This window comes from Solibacillus sp. GQ1, from assembly GCF_059758555.1.
The window spans coordinates 614,732-637,104 of record NZ_JCAXEX010000001.1 but is presented as its reverse complement, the minus strand read 5'-3'; the positions used below and the strand labels follow the sequence as shown (position 1 = coordinate 637,104).

General features: G+C 40.6%; 20 protein-coding genes. 4 read left to right on the top strand and 16 right to left on the bottom strand.

The genetic code is table 11. The annotated features are described in order from the left end of the window. Nucleotides 1-132 precede the first annotated feature (132 nt). The 7 genes from AC6CH1_RS02955 to AC6CH1_RS02925 all read right to left on the bottom strand — a co-directional run bounded on the left by AC6CH1_RS02955 (nt 133) and on the right by AC6CH1_RS02925 (nt 8,424). Entirely contained in the window at nt 133-2,424 is a 2,292-nt protein-coding gene (locus AC6CH1_RS02955; RefSeq protein WP_498316259.1) for an FtsK/SpoIIIE family DNA translocase, read from the bottom strand. 326 nt (nt 2,425-2,750) lie between these two features. Continuing rightward, nucleotides 2,751-4,418 carry a ribonuclease J gene (locus tag AC6CH1_RS02950; protein WP_251689243.1) on the bottom strand — a complete coding sequence of 556 codons (1,668 nt, stop codon included), beginning with the start codon at nt 4,416-4,418 and terminating at the stop codon, nt 2,751-2,753. Nucleotides 4,419-4,745: 327 nt separating this feature from the next. Next, nucleotides 4,746-5,657, bottom strand: coding sequence for a 4-hydroxy-tetrahydrodipicolinate synthase (gene dapA / locus AC6CH1_RS02945; protein WP_251689245.1), 912 nt, complete (start codon nt 5,655-5,657; stop codon nt 4,746-4,748). Nucleotides 5,658-5,674: 17 nt separating this feature from the next. Continuing rightward, the gene (locus AC6CH1_RS02940) at nt 5,675-6,715 is read right to left on the bottom strand and encodes an aspartate-semialdehyde dehydrogenase (RefSeq protein WP_498316258.1); all 1,041 of its coding nucleotides are present in this window, start codon (nt 6,713-6,715) and stop codon (nt 5,675-5,677) included. 84 nt (nt 6,716-6,799) lie between these two features. Beyond that, complete coding sequence (locus AC6CH1_RS02935; RefSeq protein ID WP_498316257.1) at nt 6,800-7,390, bottom strand: dipicolinate synthase subunit B; 591 nt, start codon at nt 7,388-7,390, stop codon at nt 6,800-6,802. Continuing rightward, nucleotides 7,383-8,159, bottom strand: coding sequence for an NAD(P)-dependent oxidoreductase (locus AC6CH1_RS02930; protein WP_498316256.1), 777 nt, complete (start codon nt 8,157-8,159; stop codon nt 7,383-7,385). Before AC6CH1_RS02930 ends, AC6CH1_RS02935 begins: the two co-directional genes overlap by 8 nt. After that, complete coding sequence (locus AC6CH1_RS02925) at nt 8,152-8,424, bottom strand: YlmC/YmxH family sporulation protein (RefSeq protein WP_251689253.1); 273 nt, start codon at nt 8,422-8,424, stop codon at nt 8,152-8,154. Before AC6CH1_RS02925 ends, AC6CH1_RS02930 begins: the two co-directional genes overlap by 8 nt. Before the next feature lie 256 nt (nt 8,425-8,680). Here AC6CH1_RS02925 and AC6CH1_RS02920 point away from each other — a divergent pair, with 256 nt between their 5' ends. Genes AC6CH1_RS02920 through AC6CH1_RS02905 form a run of 4 tightly spaced genes read left to right on the top strand, consistent with a single transcriptional unit; the run spans nt 8,681 to nt 11,110 of the window. Continuing rightward, the gene (locus AC6CH1_RS02920; protein ID WP_251689255.1) at nt 8,681-9,052 is read left to right on the top strand and encodes a GntR family transcriptional regulator; all 372 of its coding nucleotides are present in this window, start codon (nt 8,681-8,683) and stop codon (nt 9,050-9,052) included. A 2-nt stretch (nt 9,053-9,054) separates the two neighbouring features. After that, complete coding sequence (locus AC6CH1_RS02915; RefSeq protein ID WP_251689257.1) at nt 9,055-9,900, top strand: ABC transporter ATP-binding protein; 846 nt, start codon at nt 9,055-9,057, stop codon at nt 9,898-9,900. Next, complete coding sequence (locus tag AC6CH1_RS02910) at nt 9,897-10,493, top strand: ATPase (protein ID WP_251689259.1); 597 nt, start codon at nt 9,897-9,899, stop codon at nt 10,491-10,493. The genes AC6CH1_RS02915 and AC6CH1_RS02910 overlap by 4 nt, the downstream gene beginning before the upstream one ends. Continuing rightward, nucleotides 10,490-11,110, top strand: a complete 621-nt coding sequence (locus AC6CH1_RS02905; protein ID WP_427710898.1) for a hypothetical protein — start codon at nt 10,490-10,492, stop codon at nt 11,108-11,110. The genes AC6CH1_RS02910 and AC6CH1_RS02905 overlap by 4 nt, the downstream gene beginning before the upstream one ends. 45 nt (nt 11,111-11,155) lie before the next feature. Here AC6CH1_RS02905 and AC6CH1_RS02900 read toward each other — a convergent pair whose 3' ends face one another. From AC6CH1_RS02900 to infB, 9 genes are all read right to left on the bottom strand, one after another. After that, entirely contained in the window at nt 11,156-12,382 is a 1,227-nt protein-coding gene (locus AC6CH1_RS02900) for a M16 family metallopeptidase (protein ID WP_498316255.1), read from the bottom strand. A gap of 164 nt (nt 12,383-12,546) precedes the next feature. Further along, complete coding sequence (locus AC6CH1_RS02895) at nt 12,547-13,704, bottom strand: RNA-guided endonuclease InsQ/TnpB family protein (protein WP_498316254.1); 1,158 nt, start codon at nt 13,702-13,704, stop codon at nt 12,547-12,549. A gap of 523 nt (nt 13,705-14,227) precedes the next feature. Next, nucleotides 14,228-16,342, bottom strand: a complete 2,115-nt coding sequence (gene pnp, locus AC6CH1_RS02890; RefSeq protein ID WP_251689265.1) for a polyribonucleotide nucleotidyltransferase — start codon at nt 16,340-16,342, stop codon at nt 14,228-14,230. A 283-nt stretch (nt 16,343-16,625) separates the two neighbouring features. Next, a complete protein-coding gene (rpsO, locus tag AC6CH1_RS02885) occupies nt 16,626-16,895 on the bottom strand; it encodes a 30S ribosomal protein S15 (RefSeq protein WP_008403229.1) in 270 nt (89 codons plus the stop codon). 136 nt (nt 16,896-17,031) lie between these two features. Then, nucleotides 17,032-17,982: a riboflavin biosynthesis protein RibF gene (gene ribF, locus AC6CH1_RS02880; protein WP_251689267.1), complete on the bottom strand. Its 951-nt coding sequence runs from the start codon at nt 17,980-17,982 to the stop codon at nt 17,032-17,034. 10 nt (nt 17,983-17,992) lie between these two features. After that, nucleotides 17,993-18,904: a tRNA pseudouridine(55) synthase TruB gene (gene truB, locus AC6CH1_RS02875; protein ID WP_498316253.1), complete on the bottom strand. Its 912-nt coding sequence runs from the start codon at nt 18,902-18,904 to the stop codon at nt 17,993-17,995. 413 nt (nt 18,905-19,317) lie between these two features. Further along, nucleotides 19,318-19,662 (bottom strand): 30S ribosome-binding factor RbfA, encoded by a 345-nt coding sequence (rbfA, locus tag AC6CH1_RS02870; RefSeq protein ID WP_251689271.1) that lies wholly within the window; start codon nt 19,660-19,662, stop codon nt 19,318-19,320. Between the two features lie 59 nt (nt 19,663-19,721). Next, entirely contained in the window at nt 19,722-20,000 is a 279-nt protein-coding gene (locus tag AC6CH1_RS02865; protein WP_251689273.1) for a DUF503 domain-containing protein, read from the bottom strand. After that, nucleotides 20,000-22,369: a translation initiation factor IF-2 gene (gene infB / locus AC6CH1_RS02860; RefSeq protein WP_251689275.1), complete on the bottom strand. Its 2,370-nt coding sequence runs from the start codon at nt 22,367-22,369 to the stop codon at nt 20,000-20,002. The genes AC6CH1_RS02865 and infB overlap by 1 nt, the downstream gene beginning before the upstream one ends. Nucleotides 22,370-22,373 lie beyond the last annotated feature (4 nt).

The following is a 22,373-nucleotide window of genomic DNA, read 5'->3' as shown; positions in this document are numbered from 1 at the left end:
ACACTTTAAACGAAAAAAGAAAACATATTTCTTTAAATGTGTCATGTTAATGTGAAAAATTAGCGAATTTATTTCAAAACTTATAGAAAAGAATATATTCCGAAAAGTGCGACAATGTCAAGGTTTTCCTAGTTAAAATCGATTTCCTAGAACCTGACGTGGTTTACTTCCTTCTGGTGGTCCGACAACCCCGCGCTGCTCCATTTGATCGACAATCCGGGCTGCACGTGAATACCCGATTCTAAATCGGCGCTGCAGTAAAGATACGGAAGCTGTTTGCATTTCCAATACGAGTTGTACGGCATCGTCATACAAGTCGTCCGTTTCGTCCATCACGTCAACGATTGGTTCATCAGTCGGAATCATCGCCTCCTCATATTGAGCTTTTTGCTGCTCAATGACACTATTAATAATTCTTTCGACTTCATGATCACTTACAAATGCACCTTGCACACGAACTGGTTTAGATGCTCCTGCCGGTAAATACAGCATATCACCGCGGCCAAGTAATCTTTCGGCACCGCCCATATCCAAGATTGTGCGGGAATCGACAGACGACGACACGGCAAATGCAATACGTGAAGGAATATTCGCTTTGATGATGCCGGTAATAACATCAACAGACGGTCTTTGTGTTGCGATAATGAGGTGAATCCCTGCTGCACGTGCCATTTGGGCAAGTCGTGTAATCGCATCCTCCACTTCACTCGACGCAACCATCATTAAGTCCGCCAACTCGTCGACAATTACGACAATATACGGAAGCTTCGGCTGTTTCTCCATTGCCTCTTCATTGCTTAAATCGATATATTCGTTATATCCTTCAATATTCCTTGTACCGGAATGTGAAAACAGGTCATAGCGTCGTTCCATTTCCGACACAACTTTCTGCAATGCCTGGGCCGCTTTACGCGGATCTGTTACAACTGGTGCCAATAAATGCGGAATACCGTTGTACACACTTAGCTCCACCATTTTCGGATCGATCATCATCATTTTTACTTCACTCGGTTTTGCGCGCATCAATAGTGACACAATAATACCATTGATACATACACTTTTACCGCTCCCTGTTGAACCGGCAACTAATAAGTGTGGCATTTTGTTTAATTCTGCCGCAATCGCCTGGCCTGTTACATCGCGTCCCAAACTTACCAGCAATTTGGCTCCGACTTTTACCTGCTCATTTGCTTCAAGCACTTCACGTAACGTTACGACTGCCACTTCACTGTTCGGTACTTCGATCCCGACAGCCGATTTCCCGGGAATCGGTGCTTCAATACGAATATCTTTTGCTGCAAGGGCAAGTGCCAAGTCATCTTGAAGGCTGACAATTTTACTTACTTTTACACCTGTGTCCGGCATTACTTCATATTTTGTCACTGCAGGACCTAAATGAACTTGTGTCACTTTCGCTTTTACACCAAAACTTAAAAATGTTTGTTCCAGTTTCTTTGCATTTGTTTGAATAACCGAATATTCGCCGCTTTGATCATGTTCGGGCGGCGGGTTCAGCTGCTGCATTGACGGCAAAATGTAGGTTTGGTCCGTTTCGGATGTTACGGCCATAATCGGCTCACTTATTTTTTCCTCCACTTCGTTTTCGATACCTTTTTGCTGTTCCTGTTTTACTTGCTCCACAAAATTCGAAATGATCGGCTCATGATGTGTTGGCGTTGCTGTCGTAATAATCAGGTCTTCCAAATCAGCCGCTTCCTCTTCGATCATCGGTTCGGTTCTAGAACGACGCTGCTTCTGCTGAGGTTCAGGTTTTGGCTTACTTCTTGTGCTGCGTTTCGTTCTTTTGAACTTTCCCTTAAGTGTAGGGGCCTTCTCTACTAATATTGGCACGAGTGCTTTTCCGGTAATTAAAATTATCCCGATGGCCAATAATACAAATGCGGCAATTTTTGCTCCGGATGCATCAAATAATACATGGAACAGGCTGAATAATAATCCGCCGATCATACCGCCACCGAGCGCATTGCTGCGGTTTACGATTCCATCTGTGCTGATGAGTATTCTCCATGTTTCCTTTAATACGGAATTTGACAACAGTGTGTTTGTTGCAAGCATCTGTTCGAATAACAAGCTATGACTGAAAATCGTCAAGCTGGCACCGACAAACAACACACCGTATACGACACGGGTATTAAATGGGACACCCCGGCGTTTGACCATTAACATCCCAGCGACTAAAAAGCATAGTAATGGGATGATAAAATGCAGATTGCCGAAGAAAAACATGGCGATTGAATGGAGCATTCTTCCAACAAGTCCGAACTCCAGAAATTCGATAATGGCTAATGCAATCAGCAATAATCCGATAATTTCATATGCGAGCGGATGGAGCTCCTCTTTCGTTTTTGGCTTTAGCGTCGGTTTTGCCTTTGCTTTTGTTTTAGTACTTTTCTTTTTATCCAATCTTTGTTCACCTACTTAAAAATTGTTCCTTAATATTAGACGCCAAAGTTGCTATATAGGCTTCCGGGTTGTGGTGATGCGTTATATTTAATCAATTGACTTAGTTTGTGCTGAATGGAATAGTTATTACTGCTATGTACCGAAAAATCAGTTTTTTTCAAATAAACTTTAGTTTTTACCGCAATTATCCAGCATTCTCTAATACTAGTAACAAGGTACATCCCACTCCGGAAAATTAGTTAGAAAAAGGGCTTTCTCACGCTTAATGTAAGAAAACCCTTTTTGATTATAGATATGGGAGCAATGATCGTTGTCTCCCCTTCAAATTAATACTCCATAATGATCGGAATGATCATTGGACGACGTTTTGTTTTTTGGAATAAATACTGATTTAATGTGTCGCGAATTTCTTGCTTAATGTTTGTCCATTCGAACGTTTCTTTGCCGACATACTTCTCGATCACTTCGCGTGCGATTTCAGAAGCTTCTTCCATTAACTGTTCTGACTCGCGAACGTATACGAAACCGCGCGATAAAATTTCGGGACCTGAAGCAATTTTCTTCTGTGCACGGTTCAATGTCACAACGACAATGAAAATACCGTCTTGGGAAAGCAGTTTACGGTCGCGTAAAACGATATTACCTACATCGCCTACACCGATTCCGTCGATCAGTACATTCCCTGCTTGTACACGCCCTGTCATGCGCACTTTGCCGTTTTTATACTCGACAATATCGCCTTTATCTGCGATGAAGATTTGTGATTTTTGCAAGCCCACTTGTTGTGCAAGTTTCGAGTGCGCAATTAACATGCGGTACTCCCCTTGAACCGGAATAAAGTATTTCGGCTTCATAAAGTTCAGCATCAGTTTTAAATCTTCCGCGCTGCCGTGGCCGGAAACATGGACTTTTTTGTTTGAAGTCATGACATGTGCGCCAGCTTTAGCCAATTGGTTCATCGTGTTATACATTTGCACTTCCATGCTTGGTGATGGTGTAAATGTAATCAAGACTGTATCTGTATTTCTGATTTTAATGTCACGGTGGTGTTTTCGCACAATTTTATCTAGTGCATCAAGTGGTTCACCTTTGTTGCCCGTTGCCATAATAATAATTTCGTCATCATGATATTTATGAATTTCGTTTACTGGTACAAGTGTTGACTCATCGATTTCCAAATAGCCTAGGTTCACACCGATATCGACCATTTTTTCTAACGATTTTCCGACTACCGCGACTTTACGGTGCGATGCGGCAGCTTGTCTAAATACTTGCTGAATACGAATAAAGTTTGATGCATATAATGCTACGATAATTCGACCTGGTGCCGAATGGAACGTTTTTTGCAATTCTTCCGCAATCACGGCTTCACTTGTTGTATAGCCTGGGCGTTCTGCTTCCATTGATTCTGATAAAAGCATGAATACGCCTTCTTCACCGAGCATCGCCATTTTTGCCAAATCCGGCTTGAACTTGCCTGTTGCCGACTGGTCAAATTTGAATTCGCCCGTGTGAACGATAGCGCCTTCAGATGTATGGAACACAATACCTAATGAATCTGGAATACTATGTGTTGTATGGAAGAATGTCACATAAGTAGAATTGAAGTTCATGCGACTATTGCTCGATACTTCAAAGAATTTCACTTGGTAAGGTGCTGGCAATTCTTTTAAATGCTCCTTCGCCAATGCGATCGTTAACTTTGAACCATATACCGGTGCTTTAATTTTCTTTAATACATACGCAATCGATCCAATTGCATCTTCATGTCCATGTGTAAGGAAAATACCTTTTACGCGCTCTTTATTTTCCTCTAAATACGTGATATCTGGAATGACGATATCAATTCCAAGCATTTCGTCTTCTGGGAACATGAGCCCACTGTCTACTACGAAAAGCTCTTCATCGATTTCTATTACATACATTGATTTTCCGATTTCGCCAACTCCACCTAATGGAATGACACGGATAAGTTCATTTTTTGATTTTGTCACTTTATTTCCTCCTAAATTGTTCCGAACAGCAACCACTTAAAGTTCATTATACGGTGAGAATGACGTTAGTACAAATAAAAAAGTGATTTTCTTTTTTTACGGAACTGCGGGCAAATTAAAATCGCAACCGTTTTACAGAATGCCGAAATTTTAATCCTCCGTTTTATTTGGATAATCCTCAGTTGGTAGCCGATCATCCTCAAGCCCCGCCTCATAATCCTCAGTTGCTGACCATTCTTCCTCACTTCATCCGCTATCTTCCTCATACTGACTAAAAATAAAAAAACAGTCACCCGCTTCTCATCGGAAGGTGTGACTGTTTATGTGTTAGTTCACTTGTAATGCGCGGAAACTTTTTGCTTTTTCCTGATACGTATCCCAAATTTCATCAAATGCTGCCTTTTCTTCCGGTAGCATTTCCATCATCGGCATCCGTACATCAAGTGTATCAAAGCCTAATTTTGTCATCGCGTATTTAATTGGAGATGGATTCGGTTGTGCAAATAACGCACGAACGAGCGGCAATAATGCACGGTGAATTTGTGCAGCTTCCTGATGGCGGCCTTCTTCAAATGCGCGAACCATTTGCTGCATATCTTTTCCTACTACATGTGAAGCGACAGAAATAATGCCGCGTCCGCCGATTGCAAGCAGTGGTAATGTTAACCCGTCATCCCCTGAATATACATAGAAATCCGGATCGACATTTTCAATGATGTCGCCCATCTGATCCAGGTTACCGCTTGCTTCTTTAATGCATGTAATATTCGGTACGTCTTTGCTGATCGCAATCGTTGTTTCAGCTAAAATATTGGCACCTGTACGACCAGGGACATTATATAGCATGACAGGGAGTTTTGTTTCTTTTGCGATTGTTTTAAAGTGCGCATACATGCCGCGCTGGTTTGGCTTATTATAATATGGAGTTACGAGCATGATTCCGTTTGCCCCATTTTCCTCTGCTTTATGAGTCATCATAATCGAGTAGGCTGTTTCGTTATCACCTGTACCTGCAATAACAGGGATGCGTCCTGCCACTTTTTCGACTGTAAAGCGCACGACCTCGATTTTTTCCTCAGTTGACATTGTCGGGTTTTCCGAAGTTGTTCCACAAGCAATAATTGAATCCGTACCATTTTCAATTAAATGATCAATAATTCGTTCTAACTCAGGATAATTAATCGTACCGTCCTTTTTAAACGGCGTAATCATCGCTGTACCAATACGTCCGAAATCCATAACTAATAATCCTCCCCTTATAGTAAGTGATCCTCTAGCATAGCTTCTGCAATTTGAATAGAGTTGAGTGCAGCCCCTTTTAATAAATTATCTGACACAATCCATAAGTGGAATCCTTTTTTGTTGTCTAAATCTTGGCGAATACGTCCAACATATGTCGGTTCTTCATTTTCCGCAAAAATCGGCATCGGGTAAAGCTGTTCGCGAATGTCATCTTGCAGAACAATGCCCTGCGCCCCAGTTAATGCGTCAAATATTTGCTGTACTGTTGCTTCTTGCTCCAGTTCGATATAAACCGATTCTGAGTGGCCTGAAACAACCGGAACACGTACACATGTTGCAGCGACTTTTAGCTCAGGTGCTTCCATAATCTTTTTCGTTTCATTGATCATTTTCATTTCTTCATATGTAAAGCCATTGTCCGTAAACTTATCAATTTGCGGAATGACGTTACGTGCGATAGGATAATGTTTTTTATCTGATTTAACCGGTAAAACTTTCGCTTCAACATTTTTCCCTGCATCCCACTGTGCACTTTGCTCACGCAGCTCTTCAATTGCTGCCACACCAGAACCGGATACCGCTTGATATGTCGATACAATAACTTTTGTTAAGCCGAATTTTTCACGGATTGGCTGTAATGCTGCAACCATTTGAATTGTCGAACAGTTAGGATTTGCGATAATCCCTTTTGGAATCGTTTTTAATGCATGGCGATTTACTTCCGGTACAACAAGCGGTACCTCTGGATCCATACGGAAATGGCTTGTGTTATCAATAACAATCGCTCCACGCTTTGCTGCTTCAGGTGCCAGTACTTCAGATACAGCTCCGCCTGCTGAAAATAATGCTAGATCGACCCCTTCAAAGCTTTCCGGTTTCGCTTCTTCTATCGTATAGTTTTCACCATTGAATTCAATTTGTTTTCCCGCTGAACGAGCAGAAGCTAAAAACTTGATAGATGCAATTGGAAATTTGCGCTCAATCAGCTTCTCCATCATTTTTGAACCTACAGCTCCTGTTGCCCCAACTACGGCAACATTCAATTTCTTTGTCATGTCTCATCTCTCCTAAAAATATCGGTATGTATATAATGTTGGATATTGTATCATATATTATTAGAATTGTGTGAGATAATTTGATTATTTAAAATATTGTATAAATATCGGCTGGATCTGTTTTTTATGAGCGAGCGTATATGCTACAGTATCGAGCATTTTTGTGAAATCCGCTATGAGTGACGTCGGTTTTTTAATAGGATCGTCCTGACCGAATGGAATGAAGAAAATGTTTTTCGCATTCATTAATTTCATTAAATTCATTCCGTTTAACCCAAGCGCATCATTCGTTGAAATACCAAGTACTACAGGTGAACCATTTCGAAGTGTCGCCTTTGCTGCCATCAGTACGGCATTGTCTGTTGCGGCATTCGCAAATTTACTGATCGAGTTCCCTGTCATCGGTGCGATTACCATGCAGTCTAATGGATTACTCGGTCCAAACGGCTCCGCTTCCGCAATGGAACTGACAACCTTTTCCCCAGAGAATTCTTCGATTTTCGCAATCCATTCTTCACCCGTTCCAAATCGTGTAGCTGCATGTAATACAGAAGGCGTTATAATCGGTACAACGGTTGCACCGGCTTCACGAAATTGAGTAATTTTCGGTATGACATCTTCATACGTACAATGTGATGCGGTAATTCCTAAACCAATGCGTTTTCCCTCAAGCATTTGCTTCCTCCTTTCGTAATTCTAGTATCGTTTCGTATAATAAGTTTGCTGCAGCTTGCGGAAAGTATTTCCCAGGTAATGCAGGTAGCAGCTCATATTGAGATAATTTGATATCGTTCAAACACCCCGGGCTTGATGCGACATCATAAATCGGACGGATCATCCATGATTCAAAATCCTTTGTCAGCCATTTTGTCGGGATCGTATTAATCATAAAATCCGCTTCCATACTATTTTTCTCAGTTAATTCAATACCAGTATAGCCATATGCAAGGGCCTCGGCTTTTTGCGTTTCCGAACGAACGGCGATGATGACCTTTGCATTGAGACGTGTTAAAAACAGGGCAAGCATTTTTGCTACACGTCCAAACCCTGTAATCATAATTGTTTTATACTGCACATTTACCTTTTCTTTATACAAATGCGCTAGAAAGCCTTCTGCAGTAAGTGCGGCATTTTTCCAGATGAATGTTTCATCTTCCAAATAATAATGCAAGCACTTGTTTTCAAGAATTTGTTTCCATTGATCTGTCAATTTCCCCGAAAAAAATCGTGCCTGACGTATACCTAAAAGCTCCTCCACTTGAATCGATAAAGGGTGGATCGGCAACACAATTTCTGTCGGGTGCAGCTCCAACGCCACTTTGTTCAGTGCTTCATCCCAAACAGTCGTATTTTTGTAATACACCGTGCGATCATTTGTAGATAACTGCTTCGCCAAAAACTTCATCCGCTCGTCTGTACCGATCACAAGCCAGCGTTCAGTCATCATCGGCATGCTTTAATGTCGAAGTTGTTTTTTGAAATAATATTCGGTCTTCACCAATTAAAATAATTTCACTCCAGGGAATATATTTTACCATCCCTGCCTTTTTCTTTTGGAACGGCATCTTTACCATTTGTGCCGGCATTTCAAAGCCTGTGATTTTTCCTGTTTTGGCATCAAAAATACATTCGGTCTCAGCTAAAAATCCATATCGAACGCCGTTTGCCATTTCAATGAGTTCTTTTTCAGCGAGCTCTGATAAAAGCATTGTATCCCTCCTCTTGTAAGAGCCTACATTACTATATGCATCAACATGGGCAGAAGTGAAATGGTTCAACATTTAAGTTTGAAGCTATTCGCGGGTAACGAATCATACAGCACTCGTTCGGAAAAATAATGGCAGTAATTAACCTTATTTAAAAATTCATCACATTAAAATTTAGTTTCTATAATTTTCAGTAGACATAATCTGCCATATCTGTATATACTGTATATACACAGTCTAAACATGTGAGGTGAAATGATTGATTATCAAATTGAGCAATAATAGTGAAAAGCCTATTTATGAACAAATTACAGATCAGTTAAAACAGGCCATTTTGACAGGCACACTGTTAACAGGTGATTCCCTACCTTCTATTAGGGCATTGGCGAAAGAATTGAAAATCAGTGTTATGACAACGAAGAGGGCATATGCAGATTTGGAACGGGATGGCTTTATCGTCACGATTGCCGGTAAAGGTAGCTATGTGTCGGAACGCAATCAGGATTTCCTGCGTGAGGAGCTGATCCGCCAAATTGAAGTGCATTTCACGAAAGTGGTATCCATCGCGAAAACTGCCAATGTGCCGAAAGAGGAACTGCATGACTTACTCGATTTACTATTGGAGGAATGATGATGAACGCAATTGAAGTAAAAAATGTTTCGAAGCAATTCAAAAAATTTCGTTTAAGAAATATTTCGTTCACGGTTGAGAGCGGAACGATTGCAGGCTTTATCGGGCAAAACGGGGCCGGAAAATCGACGACAATCAAACTCATTTTAAATTTGCTGAAAAAAATTGACGGCGATATTTTTTTATTCGGAAAAGATCATGTTGAACATGAAGTGGAGTTAAAGGCGCAAATCGGGGTTGTATTTGATGAACTGCATGTACCCGAAAGCTATACACCGAAGGAGCTCGATGTCCTGTACGGAAATGTGTATCCTACTTGGGACCGTCCTTATTTTTATCAATTGCTGGATCAGCTGGATGTGCCGAAGTATGACAAAATCAAAACAATGTCTAAAGGAGCAAAAATGAAGCTCGCCCTTTCACTTGCACTAGGACACCGGCCGAAACTTTTGCTGCTTGATGAACCGACGAGCGGTCTTGATCCGATCGTGCGCGATGAAGTGCTCGGAATGCTACAAAATTTTATGGAACAAGAAGATCATGCCATTTTATTTTCATCGCATATTACAACAGATTTAGAGAAAATTGCAGATACGATAACATTTATCCATGATGGCGAAATTTTGTTCAGTGAGAATAAAGATGACCTGTTGTACGGTTACGGAATTTGGAAAGGATCTCATGAAGAAGCGAAAGTTATACCGAACCATTCGATTATCGGCAAACGGGATTATGTATTTGGAATTGAGTACTTGGTCATGCGTGAATTCGTGAATCCGGTTATTGAACTGCAAAAACCGACGATTGATGATCTGATGCTTTTTTTCGTAAAGGGGCGGAAAAAATGAAACAGATGCTTTTTCGTTTTTACGGACAGCAATTGTCTGCATGGATTTTGTTTACACCACTTGTGGCATCAATTATCGCTCTTCCTTTATTATTTGAAGGTGCCGAATCGGCTGCGTACTTTATTCTGTCCATCAGTATAACAGCGCTCTGTGCCGTTTATTTGGATCAACGTGAGAGCCAGCTCGTCATGACAAGTTTGTTTCCGATTTCCAAAAAGACATTTTTCATTGTGGACCTCTCATTTTTAGGACGTTACACACTGTATTATATCCTTTATACAATTGTAGCATCGACTGCTATTCAAACATTACTCGAACAGCAACTTGTTTTGCCTTCTGTCAAACAGCTATTAGTAAGCTTTGGCATCAGCTTTTTTATTATCGCTTTTTTCCTGCTGTTTCGGCGTATCAGATTCGGATACTTTTTAAACCTTTCCATCATCTTTCTTCCATTGGCGTTCACACAATTTTTGTCATTCTTTGAAAACCTAACAACTTTAATGAGCACCGTATTATTCTTTGTGTTATTAGTTGTTCTCATCATCGCAGCAAGCATCACTTACTTTCGTGAAAACAGGAGGGATGTCTCATGATTGCACTGCTTAAAATGCATTTTTATCTATCGCGAAAACTATTTATCACTGTTTTTTTATTTATTGTAGGGATGATCGCGATTCTGTGGATTATTTTGAAAGAAATTAATTTTGGTTTTATGGTTTTCTATTTTATGTTGCTCTCGCCGTCATTAGGTATGAGCTACTTGATCGAAAATCACTTTATAAAACGATTCCGGGTAATGCCGATTGATCCAAGGGACTTTGTAAAAAGCTTATTTGTTTTCAGTTTGCTGCTCTTGCTTATCATTACGATTCCTATCGGGATTTATCAAACATATTTATATTTGGATAATCAAATCGGGGCAATTGAATTATCATTACTTTCAATCGCTTTTGCTGCAGGAATTGCTTCGGTCGGCTCGATGGTGAAAAATTATTTAAGCAATCCGACAAAAGGTACGAAAAGCATATCAATAGGAACAATGCTGGGCTACTTTTTTATCTTTACGTTAGTTCATTTACTAATCTTATTTATATTCAGTATTATGAATATTGAACTAATGGGGGCACCGATTGTTTCGATTATTGGTTTTATAATCTATTATCAATATTATAAATCGGCTGCAATAAAATTTCAGGCAGCCGAATTTTAAAAGGACAGCGCATGCTAACTACTAGCACGCGCTGTCCTTTTTTCGTTATTCGTTTTCCGGTCCGATAATCGCAATTGCCGGTTCGGATAATAAAATTTGTGTAATTAACTCATCGATCGTTTCCATCGAAATCGCATCAATCTTTGCCAGTACTTCATCTACTGAGCGGTGATTTTGGTGGATCAGTTCATTGACCCCGTTACGGTTCATAAAGTCTTCCGTTCCTTCAAGCCCTAGAACAAAGCCGCCTTTTAACTGCTCCTTCGCATTTTCAAGCTCAGTTTCTGTTACCCCTCCTGCCACAAGGTCAAATAACGTCTGGTCAATCTGCTGCTTTAATGCATCCAAGTTTTGTTTCGATGCCGACGCATAAATCGTAAACGTCCCAACATCTTCATAGCTTGACTGGTAGCTGAATACAGAATACGCCAAGCCGCGTTCCTCTCGCACTTCCTGGAACAGGCGTGAACTCATATTGCCGCCGATAATATTATTTAACGCAATGAAGCTGTACATTTTCGGATCTTTTACCGCAATGGCCGGGAATGAAATTGCAATATGCGCCTGTTCGGTATCGCGCATTTTTTCAACTTCACCTGGTGTAAATACCGGATAAGACGGTTTGGAAACAATTGACTCAGCACTTGCTTCATAGTTTCCGAATAGTGCTTCCACTTTTTCCAGTAAACTTTCTTCAATATTCCCTGCAATCGAAATGACAACATTTTGAGGGCCGTAATGTTTCGCCATATACCCCCGAATCATCTCTTCATCAAATGTCGATAGCGTTACCGGTGTACCTAAAATCGGACGGCCTAGCGCATCATCCGGGAACATGACACCCCATAATTTTTCATGGACATCATCTGCGGGATCGTCTTCACTCATGTAGATTTCTTCAAGAACAACTTGGCGTTCACGTTCAATTTCTTCTTTTGCAAATAATGAGTTAAAAAACATATCGGCCAGAATATCGATTGCGAGCTCCCCATGATGGTCCAGCACTTTCGCAAAATAGCATGTATGTTCCTTCGAAGTGAAGGCATTAATCTCGCCGCCGATACGGTCGAACTCTTCCGCGATTTGGCGGGCTGTACGGTTTTTCGTTCCTTTGAAAAGCATATGCTCGATGAAATGGGTAATCCCATTTTCTTCTTTTGTTTCGTAGCGTGAGCCTGCGTTGACCCAAATACCGACCGATAATGACCGGACATGCGGCATTTGCTCTGTGACAATGCGTACGCCATTTTTTGCTGTAATTACTTGTACCATAAATTTCTGCTACTAAAAACACTATCAAAAATATTTGCTTGACAATGCTAGATGTTTTCTTGTTTCTATGTGTTCCGCCTCGCAACTAGCTCGCTACTACGGTTTGTATAACACTCCACAAGCGTCAATTCCGATGTAGCCCACCGTACATATATGAAAATTAGTTAAGTTAATACTTCATATTGTGTTGCGTATTTCAGATTTAAACTAGCATTAAAGTCTCGGTCCATCTCGATATGGCAGGCATCGCAGGTAAATGTTCTTTCTGATAAACTTAACTTTACCTTCTTCACACCGCAGCACGAGCATAACTTAGACGATGGATAAGAGCGGCTTACTTGTCTTAGCTCGATGCCATGCTCCTTGCATTTTGCAATCAACCACTCCTTGAACGCATAGAAATTTTGTTGTGCTACTGCTTTCGATAAATGGCGATTTTTCATCATACCTTTGACGTTTAAATCTTCAATTGTGATATACGCTGGCTTGGCTTTCACCAGTTGATTCACGACAAAACGAATGTATTCTCTCCGAATATTCGTCAATCTAGCATGCAGTTCTCGCAATCGGATTAATTGCTTTTGCCTGTTTTTAGCGCAGAATTCACCTACCCTTCTATTTTTATTTTGTTCATAGCTACGACTAAGCTTGCGCTGTTGTCGCTTTAACTGTTTTTCAAGCTTTTTTATCTTCGGTTTTTTATTGATGTTCGGAAACACATCATGATGACTACACACCGCAAATTCCTTCAGCCCCATATCCACACCGATTCCATCATGTTTTGAAATATGAACGATTTGTGGTGAAACAATTTCACATAACACTGAAATATAATAACGATTGCCTTGCTGTGAAATCGTACAGCTTTTGACAACCATGCCGGTCGGAATGTAGCCATATTCCTTCAAGCGCACCCACCCAATTGTCGGTACTTTGATACGATGACGCTCTACTAACAAATCCGTTTTGTTGTTTTTCGGGAAGTACGCTTTTACATGCTGGTCTTTCTTTTTCTTAAAGCGTGGAAATTTCGCAATGCCTTTAAAGAAATTTTTAAATGCGCGATCACCATTCATAATGGCTTGTTTAACTGCTTTGCTCGACACATCTTTAATCCAATAATAATCCTGCTGTTTCACGTACACATTGTTAAGCCATTTTGAAAAATCATAGCCCGACAAATGCTTGCCTGTTTCCTTAAAGTGGTTTTGTGCTGTCGCAAGATACAAGTTGTAGACATAACGACATGTGCCAATCGTTTGATTAATTTTTTGTTGTTGTATTTTAGAAAGAATAATTTCGGTTTTAAAAGCTTTTTTCATAGCTCATCATCCTTGATTTTCTTCTTCTATTTTCTTAAATTGAAATTAAGTACCTCTATTTGGAACTCTGGTTTAAATAATCGTCTTACCTACTTTATTTTTACGATTCCCCATATATTCTTCATATTAGTATGTTTATATTATCTTCTTCTTTTAGGATTTCGATAAACAATTAATTTTCCAACTCTGTCCTAGCGTTAAAGCGTAACAACAGATACGCCCAACATATAGGCAAATTCCTTTGGTTTATAAATCTTTTCCATGAACACATTTTATAACATATGATTACTTGTGATAATATTTTTGATAACAGTTTGCTTTCTCCTTTATTTGGGCTAATAAAATATAAATATGATTTAAAAAACCGTAGTATTCCAATTTGGGCCAACAGGATGCTGGTCACGAATGCGTTGTCAAATGATGTAACGCTTTAGGCGTTCGTTCCTCCATATATTATTTAAAAAAGAGGCTGTACAATAGTGTACAACCTCCCTTTTTATCTTGTTTGCAACGCTTGTTTCAATTATTTCCCTTGTTCCGCGCGCTCTTTTTCTTCTTTGATAACTACTTTACGTGATAAGTTTACGCGACCTTGTTTATCGATTTCGATACATTTCACAAGTAATTCATCGCCTAGTTTTAATACGTCTTCTACTTCTTTCGTACGTTCTTCCTGAATTTCCGAAATGTGCAGTAAGCCGTCTTTACCTGGGAAGATTTCACAGAATGCACCGAATTTTTCAATGCGTTTTACTGTTGATAAGTAGTACTCGCCTACTTTAGCTTCGCGTACGATTGATTCGATCATTTCTTTAGCACGGTTAATCATTGCTTCATCAGCTGAAGCGATGTAGATTGTACCGTCTTGTTCTGTATCAATTTTAACGCCTGTTTCATCAATAATTTTATTGATGACTTTACCACCCGGTCCGATTACATCGCGGATTTTGTCAGGATTAATTTTGATTGAAACAATTTTTGGTGCGTATTGTGATAATGAAGTGCGAGACGCTGAAATCGTTGACATCATATGCTCTAAAATGTGCATACGGCCGATTTTCGCCTGAGTTAATGCTTCTTCTAAAATATCACGAGACAGACCATCAATTTTAATGTCCATTTGAAGTGCTGTTACACCTTTAGCTGTACCTGCCACTTTAAAGTCCATGTCGCCAAGGTGGTCTTCCATACCTTGGATATCTGATAATACTGTATAGTGCTCGCCTTTTTTAACAAGACCCATTGCAATACCTGCAACTGGTGCTTTAATTGGCACACCTGCAGCCATAAGTGCCATTGTTGATGCACAAATTGATGCTTGAGAAGTAGAACCATTTGATTCCAATACTTCCGATACGCAACGGATTGCATACGGGAATTCCTCTTCTGTTGGCATTACCGCTAAAATTGCACGCTCACCTAATGCACCGTGACCGATTTCACGGCGGCCCGGGCTACCGTAACGACCTGTTTCCCCAACTGAGAATTGTGGGAAGTTGTAGTGGTGCATCCAGCGTTTTGACTCTTCAATACCTAAGCCGTCAATAATTTGAACGTCGCCTAAAGCACCTAAAGTACAAATTGATAATGCTTGCGTTTGTCCACGTGTGAATAATGCGGAACCGTGTGCACGTGGCAATAAATCAACTTCAGAAGAAAGCGGACGGATTTCATCTTGCTTACGACCATCCGGACGAACTTTATCTTCTGTAATTAAACGACGCACTTCATCTTTTACCATTTTATCTAAAATAGCATTCACTTGTTTCATCGTAGCTTCGTCAGCTTCTTGGGCTTCATAAGCTTCGATCACACGTGTTTTTACTGCTGTAATATTTTCTTGGCGTAATTGCTTGTCCACCGTTTGGATTGCTGTATTCATATCAGCTTCACATTCAGCTTTGATCGCTGCTGTTAAGTCTGCATCTAATTCATATAATGTTACTTCAAGTTTTTCTTTACCCACTTCAGCAACAATTTGCTCTTGGAAGGCAATTAACTTTTTAATTTCTTCATGACCGAACATAATCGCTTCAAGCATAATATCTTCAGTTACTTCTAAAGCACCTGCTTCTACCATGTTAACCGCGTCTTTGTTACCTGCTACTGTTAGGTGAACAGTCGATTTTGCTGATTGTTCTACAGTCGGGTTCACAACGAATTCTCCGTCGATATATCCTACATGTACACCTGCAATCGGTCCGTCGAATGGAATATCAGATATTGCTAATGATAATGAAGAACCAAACATTGCCGCTACATCAGCAGGGCAGTTTGAATCATTCGACATAACCATTAAAATTGATTGTACTTCGTTACGGAAACCATCCGGGAACATTGGACGGATTGGACGGTCAATTAGACGGGAAGTTAATACTGCCGCTTCTGATGGACGTCCTTCACGTTTAATGAAACCACCAGGGATTTTACCTGCTGCATATAGACGTTCTTCAAAGTTAACTGTTAACGGGAAGAAATCTAATGCTTTTGGTTGTTTTGACATTGTTGCCGTAGCTAGAACTGCTGTTTCGCCGTAGCGGATCATTGCAGCACCATTTGCTTGTTTTGCTAGCTGTCCTACTTCTACTACTAGTGGACGGCCTGCCCATTCATACGAAAAGACCTTTTTTTCGTTCATTAAATGAACCCCTTTCTTATTGAAACACTCTACGTATCATATTATGTACCATAGTTAGTGTATCAAAAAAGCGTTTTCTATGCTAAATTTTTTGATCTAAATATCGATAAATTTAATAAAATATTTTTGGCTTTCCAGCAATGGTTTAACTTCTTTCAACAGGCGTGTTGACACCTGCTCAAAGAAGTTAAACATCGCACCATTGATTCGGAAAGCTGACTCATTTTCAAACATAATAAAAAGCGGGAAAAATCCCGCTTTTTATTGTCAGATTAACGACGTATTAGCGACGTAATCCAAGTTTAGTAATTAATTCACGGTAACGAGCTACGTCGTTTTCACGTAAATATTTTAATAAATGACGACGTTTACCTACCATTTTAAGAAGACCACGTTGAGAGTGGAAGTCTTTCTTGTGAGTAGCTAAGTGAGCGTTTAATGCGTTAATTTCTGCAGTTAATACAGCTACTTGTACTTCTGGAGAACCAGTGTCTGTTTCGTGTACGCGGTACTCAGCGATAATTTCGTTTTTACGTTCTTGTGTAATTGCCATTTTAAATGACCTCCTGATAAATAAGATATCCCCACTAGCAGAGCAGTCGCTGGAGTTGCGAAAAGCCGAGCTAAGGTTCATACGAGAATTTCGTACTAGTGAATAGTACCATAATTGTTTATAGATGCGCAACTATTTAGCGTAGTTGTTCAAAATAGGCGATTGCTTGCTGTTTATCTAATTCAATTTGCTCAATTAACGCTTCGATACCATTAAATTTCCGTTCGCTGCGAATGCGTTTATACCAGCCGACAACGACCTCTTCACCGTAAATATTTTTATTGAAATTTAAAATATGCACTTCAATCGACAGCAGCTTTTCTTCCGGGTTGTTGAATGTCGGTTTATAGCCTACATTACAAACCCCGTCATACCATTTATTTTGCACTAAAATTTTCACTGCATACACACCGGTTGCCGGTATATAGCAGCCTTCCATCGCCTGAACGTTTGCTGTCGGAAAGCCCATTGTCCGTCCGCGCTTATCTCCGTGCACGACGATTCCCGGCACTTCAAATGCGCGGCCTAATAGATTACGAGCCTGCTCCATTTCCCCGTCCTGTAATGCTTGGCGAATACGTGTTGAGCTGATTTTTTCGACTGCATCCTGCTGTTTTTCGATTGCCGTCACACCATAACGCCCGTTCGACAGTTGCTCCATCAGCTCCATATTGCCTTTGCCGTATGCGCCAAATGAGAAATCAAAGCCTGCCGTTACATGCTGGACATTTAAATCTACGATAAAATACTTAATGAACTCTTCCGGTGTAAGCTTTGCAAAGTCTGATGTAAAGTTTACAACAAATACTGTATCGATATTTAATTTTTTTAATGTATCTAATTTTTGTGGTAGTGGCGTAATGTAAAACACTTTTTCATTACGTCTGCCTAGTACAATCGATGGATGTGGATCAAAAGTCATCACGGCACTTTTAATATTAAGCTGCTCGGCTTTTTGCTTTGCCGCTTCAATGACCGCCTGATGTCCTTTATGTACCCCATCAAAAAATCCGATTGCTAATGAGTACGCCTCTTTTTCTATTTCCTGTGCTAATTGATGGGGGTATTTCAAATGAATAACGTTCATCTTGGGCCTCCTAATTAATTTCGGGAAACATCTTATCCGGCTTCATTTGCCCGGTCTTTGTCGGATGGGCGATGTAAACCGCAAATGCTCGTCCCTCTACACCATAAACAATTTTATCATGTTCCGTTAATAAAGTATGCATCGGGAGAACTTGCCCATTGAAAATTTGCTTTTCAATGTCTTCCGTAATTTCAATGTATGGATAATCGGATAATGCATATTCAACAGGCAACAGAAACTTCTCCTGCTCCCCTGCTTCCATCATTTCCGCGATTTCGGCTAATGTAAAGCAATTGTCTTTAGTAAATGTGCCTGATGCTGTTCGTACAAGTTCATGCATATGTGCAGGACAGCCTAATGCTTCACCGATCTGAACAGCTAATGTGCGAATATACGTCCCTTTTGAACATTTGATGCGAATCGAGAACTTCACTTCTTCCCCCTCGAACGTTTGTGCATCATCCAATAATTCCAGCTCGTAAATTGTAATTTTACGTGTTGGGCGCTCGACTGTTTGGCCGGCTCTTGCATACTCATAAAGCTTTCTCCCGTTCACTTTTACCGCAGAAAACATCGGAGGCGTTTGTTCAATTTCGCCTGTCAGCGTTTGGAGTGCTTGTAAAATTTCTTCACGAGTAAACGATTTGAAATCTGTATTTTGCTCGACTGTTTCGCCTTCCGCATCTTCTGTTGTTGTCGTGCGTCCGATCGATACGACTGCTTCATACGTTTTGCCGGCATCTGTTAAATATTCGGCGATGCGTGTTGCCTGGCCGATACAGATTGGCAGGACGCCTTCTACACCTGGATCAAGTGTCCCGGTATGGCCTACTTTTTTCGTCTTTAATATTTTTCGTAATTTAAATACACAGTCATGACTTGTCATGCCGCGCTCTTTCCATAATGGCAAAATACCGTTCATTGTTTTGCTCCTTTGTTTGAAATAGGGATTTCGATATTTAATAGATTCTTTGATATAAGCTTCAGCTATAGTTGGTACTTTTCATACGATCCGTTCTGCTTCGCTACGGGAGGCCAACAGGACGTTGGTCACGAATGCGTTGTTACACGACGTAACGGTTTTAGCATTCGTTCAAATATTCCTGGGGGCGTGGCTCCAACTAACTTTATAGCTACCTCTTACGGCGGCAGCGATAAAGTGGATTTTCCGCGCACGCTGATCCCCTAGGAGTCGCCCCCCTTCGCTTCGCGTCACTCTACCTTAGCATAAAGTTTATTTCCTTAACAAAACTTCAGTATTCAACAATTCCGTTAAAGAATTTTCAAAAGCAAAAAAGTCTGCCTGCATAGTTATGCAGTGCAGACTTCTTAGTTTTATTTATCTTCGTTTAGGCCACGTAGTAAAGCATCGATTTTGTTTCCGTATTCGATTGCTGTATCGAATTCGAATGCCAGTTCAGGCGTACGGCGTAAGCGAATACGTGAACCCACTTCAGAACGGATGAAACCGGATGCTTTTTCTAACGCTTGCAATGTTTCCGCACGTTCGCGGTCATTGCCTAACGATGTAATATAAACAGTTGCTTGCTGTAAGTCTCCTGTTACTGCTACATCAGTAACCGTAACGAAGCCTACACGCGGATCTTTGATTTTGCGCGCAATGATTTCAGTAATTTCTTTTTTCATTTGCTCAGCAACTCGATTAGAACGTAGAGACATAAATGTCACCTCATTTAAATTGCGTAATTAATAGTACAGTTTACCACGATAAGTGGACTTTATAAATATTCACGATAAAAATCCAGCTGTTCCCATTGCGGATTTGACTGCAGATAATGGACGGCCCGCATAAGCTCGCGTTCAGCTGCTTCTTTGGAAGAAGCAACTGCGACAAGCGCAAGCTTTGTACGCTGCCATACATCCTGATGGTCAATTTCAGCAACGGAAACGTTGAATTTTTGTTTCGTACGCGTCACCATCCGTTGTAGGACGGCGCGCTTTTCTTTTAATGAGTGGGCAGTCTGAATCATGAATTCAATTTCTGCGTATACAATCATTATTTACGAACGATTTCTTCCATTACGAAGGCTTCGATAATGTCGCCTTCTTTAATGTCGTTGTAGTTTTTAATCGTAATACCACACTCATATCCTTTTGCAACTTCTTTTGCATCATCTTTGAAGCGTTTTAGTGAATCCAGTTCACCTTCGAACACAACAACGTTTTCGCGGATTACACGTACGCCGGCATCGCGAACGATTTTACCTTCGATAACGTATGAACCTGCAATTGTACCCACTTTAGATACTTTAATTGTTTGACGAACTTCCGCTTGACCAACGATTTTCTCTTCGAACTCTGGATCAAGCATCCCTTTCATCGCGTGTTCAATTTCTTCGATTACTTTATAGATGATACGGTGTAGACGAATATCTACGCCTTCTTCATCAGCAGCACGTTTTGCATTTGTATCAGGACGTACGTTGAATCCGATAACGATTGCATTTGATGCAGCAGCAAGAGAGATATCCGATTCTGTAATTGCACCTGCACCAGTGTGGATGATTTTAACGTTAACGCCTTCAACATCAATTTTCATTAATGAAGAAGCCATTGCTTCCACTGTACCTTGTACGTCTGCTTTAACGATTAAGTTTAGCTCTTTCATTTCGCCTTGGCTCATTTGTTCGAATAAGTTATCAAGTGTTACACGTTGTTTTTCTGAACGTGACGCTTGGATTGCAGTCATTGAACGAGATTCACCAACTTGACGAGCTGTTTTTTCGTCTTCGAATACTACGAAACGGTCGCCCGCTTGTGGTACTTCGCTTAAACCTGTAATTTCAACTGGCATAGAAGGGCCAGCTGTTTTAATACGACGGCCAAGATCGTTGACCATTGCACGTACACGACCATATGCATGACCGACTACGATTGGGTCACCAATACGTAATGTACCATCTTGAACTAAAAGTGTTGCAACTGCACCACGGCCTTTATCAAGCTGTGCTTCAATTACTGTACCGATTGCTGAACGAGTCGGATTCGCTTTTAATTCGCCTACTTCAGAAACTAATAAAATCATTTCCAGAAGTTGGTCAATACCTTCACCTTTCAGTGCTGAAATTGGTACGAAGATTGTATCTCCACCCCATGCTTCAGGAACTAATCCGTGCTCAGTTAACTCTTGTTGTACACGGTCAGGATTGGCAGATGGTTTATCCATTTTGTTGATTGCTACGATAATTGGTACTTCTGCAGCTTTTGCGTGGTTGATTGCTTCAACTGTTTGAGGCATTACACCGTCATCTGCTGCAACTACGATAATTGCGATATCTGTAATTGATGCACCACGCGCACGCATTGTTGTGAATGCCGCGTGACCAGGAGTATCAAGGAATGAAATTTTCTTCCCGTTAACTTCTACTTGGTATGCACCGATATGCTGAGTAATACCGCCTGCTTCACCCGCTGTAACTTTCGTTTTACGAATTGAGTCAAGCAATGATGTTTTACCGTGGTCAACGTGTCCCATAATTGTTACAACTGGTGGACGCTCTTCTAATGCGTTCTCGTCAACTTCCACGATAGTATCATCGAAGTACGTATCTAAATCTGTTTTATCGATACGGATTTCTTCTTCTACTTCTACCCCGTAGTCTGCACAGATTAACTCAATTGCATCCTTATCAAGTTCTTGGTTAATTGTTGCCATTACGCCAAGCATGAATAATTTTTTAATAATTTCCGATGGCTCACGGTGTAATTTTTTTGCAAGTTCTGCAACTGATAAACTTTCATAGAAAGTAATTTTTTCCGGTAATTCCTTTTGCACCATTGGTTGTGGTGCCGGGCGATGCGTACGACGTTTACCACCATTGATACCTGGTTTTCTACGTTGTTGATAGCCGCCTTTGTTTTGAGTGTTGCCACCCTTGTTTGGCGTATTTCCGCCTCTATTTGGCGTGTTGCCGCCTTTATTATTACTAGTGTTTGGTGTTGTGCCGCTTTTGCGGTTATTATTGTTATTTTGTGTCATATTTCGATTTTGGTTACCTTTTTCATTTCTTATTTTTTCGCCTTGTTGCGATTTTGGTTGCCCTTGGGCGTTTGAAGCTTTGTTCGGTTGTTGGTTATTTGAAGCAGATTGTGGACGATCCTGCTTTTGACCTTGCTGCACTTTCTTCTGCCCTTGTTCACCGCGTTTTGGTGTAACATTTACAGCTTTGGCAGGTGTCTTTGCAGGAGAATCTTTCGTTGGTTCCACTGCTTGCTTAAAGACAGAATTTAGTTTTGAGACCGCCTGCTCATCGATAACCGCCATATGATTTTTCACCGGCAGATTATGTTTTGCAAGCACCTCAATAACTTCCTTACTTGTTTTATTTACCTTTTTCGCATATTCATGAACTCTTACTTTGCTCATCTGC

Bases quoted from the DNA above. Each gene is read 5' to 3' on its own strand.
- AC6CH1_RS02915 (WP_251689257.1), top strand. From the start codon at position 9,055: ATGAACGCAATTGAAGTAAAAAATGTTTCGAAGCAATTCAAAAAATTT.
- AC6CH1_RS02935 (WP_498316257.1), bottom strand. From the start codon at position 7,390: ATGCTTGAGGGAAAACGCATTGGTTTAGGAATTACCGCATCACATTGT.
- infB (WP_251689275.1), bottom strand. From the start codon at position 22,369: ATGAGCAAAGTAAGAGTTCATGAATATGCGAAAAAGGTAAATAAAACA.
- rpsO (WP_008403229.1), bottom strand. From the start codon at position 16,895: ATGGCAATTACACAAGAACGTAAAAACGAAATTATCGCTGAGTACCGC.
- AC6CH1_RS02940 (WP_498316258.1), bottom strand. From the start codon at position 6,715: ATGACAAAGAAATTGAATGTTGCCGTAGTTGGGGCAACAGGAGCTGTA.
- AC6CH1_RS02910 (WP_251689259.1), top strand. From the start codon at position 9,897: ATGAAACAGATGCTTTTTCGTTTTTACGGACAGCAATTGTCTGCATGG.
- AC6CH1_RS02895 (WP_498316254.1), bottom strand. From the start codon at position 13,704: ATGAAAAAAGCTTTTAAAACCGAAATTATTCTTTCTAAAATACAACAA.
- AC6CH1_RS02930 (WP_498316256.1), bottom strand. From the start codon at position 8,159: ATGACTGAACGCTGGCTTGTGATCGGTACAGACGAGCGGATGAAGTTT.
- AC6CH1_RS02925 (WP_251689253.1), bottom strand. From the start codon at position 8,424: ATGCTTTTATCAGAGCTCGCTGAAAAAGAACTCATTGAAATGGCAAAC.
- AC6CH1_RS02900 (WP_498316255.1), bottom strand. From the start codon at position 12,382: ATGGTACAAGTAATTACAGCAAAAAATGGCGTACGCATTGTCACAGAG.
- rbfA (WP_251689271.1), bottom strand. From the start codon at position 19,662: ATGTCTCTACGTTCTAATCGAGTTGCTGAGCAAATGAAAAAAGAAATT.
- ribF (WP_251689267.1), bottom strand. From the start codon at position 17,982: ATGAACGTTATTCATTTGAAATACCCCCATCAATTAGCACAGGAAATA.
- pnp (WP_251689265.1), bottom strand. From the start codon at position 16,342: ATGAACGAAAAAAAGGTCTTTTCGTATGAATGGGCAGGCCGTCCACTA.
- AC6CH1_RS02905 (WP_427710898.1), top strand. From the start codon at position 10,490: ATGATTGCACTGCTTAAAATGCATTTTTATCTATCGCGAAAACTATTT.
- AC6CH1_RS02865 (WP_251689273.1), bottom strand. From the start codon at position 20,000: ATGATTGTATACGCAGAAATTGAATTCATGATTCAGACTGCCCACTCA.
- dapA (WP_251689245.1), bottom strand. From the start codon at position 5,657: ATGGATTTCGGACGTATTGGTACAGCGATGATTACGCCGTTTAAAAAG.
- truB (WP_498316253.1), bottom strand. From the start codon at position 18,904: ATGAACGGTATTTTGCCATTATGGAAAGAGCGCGGCATGACAAGTCAT.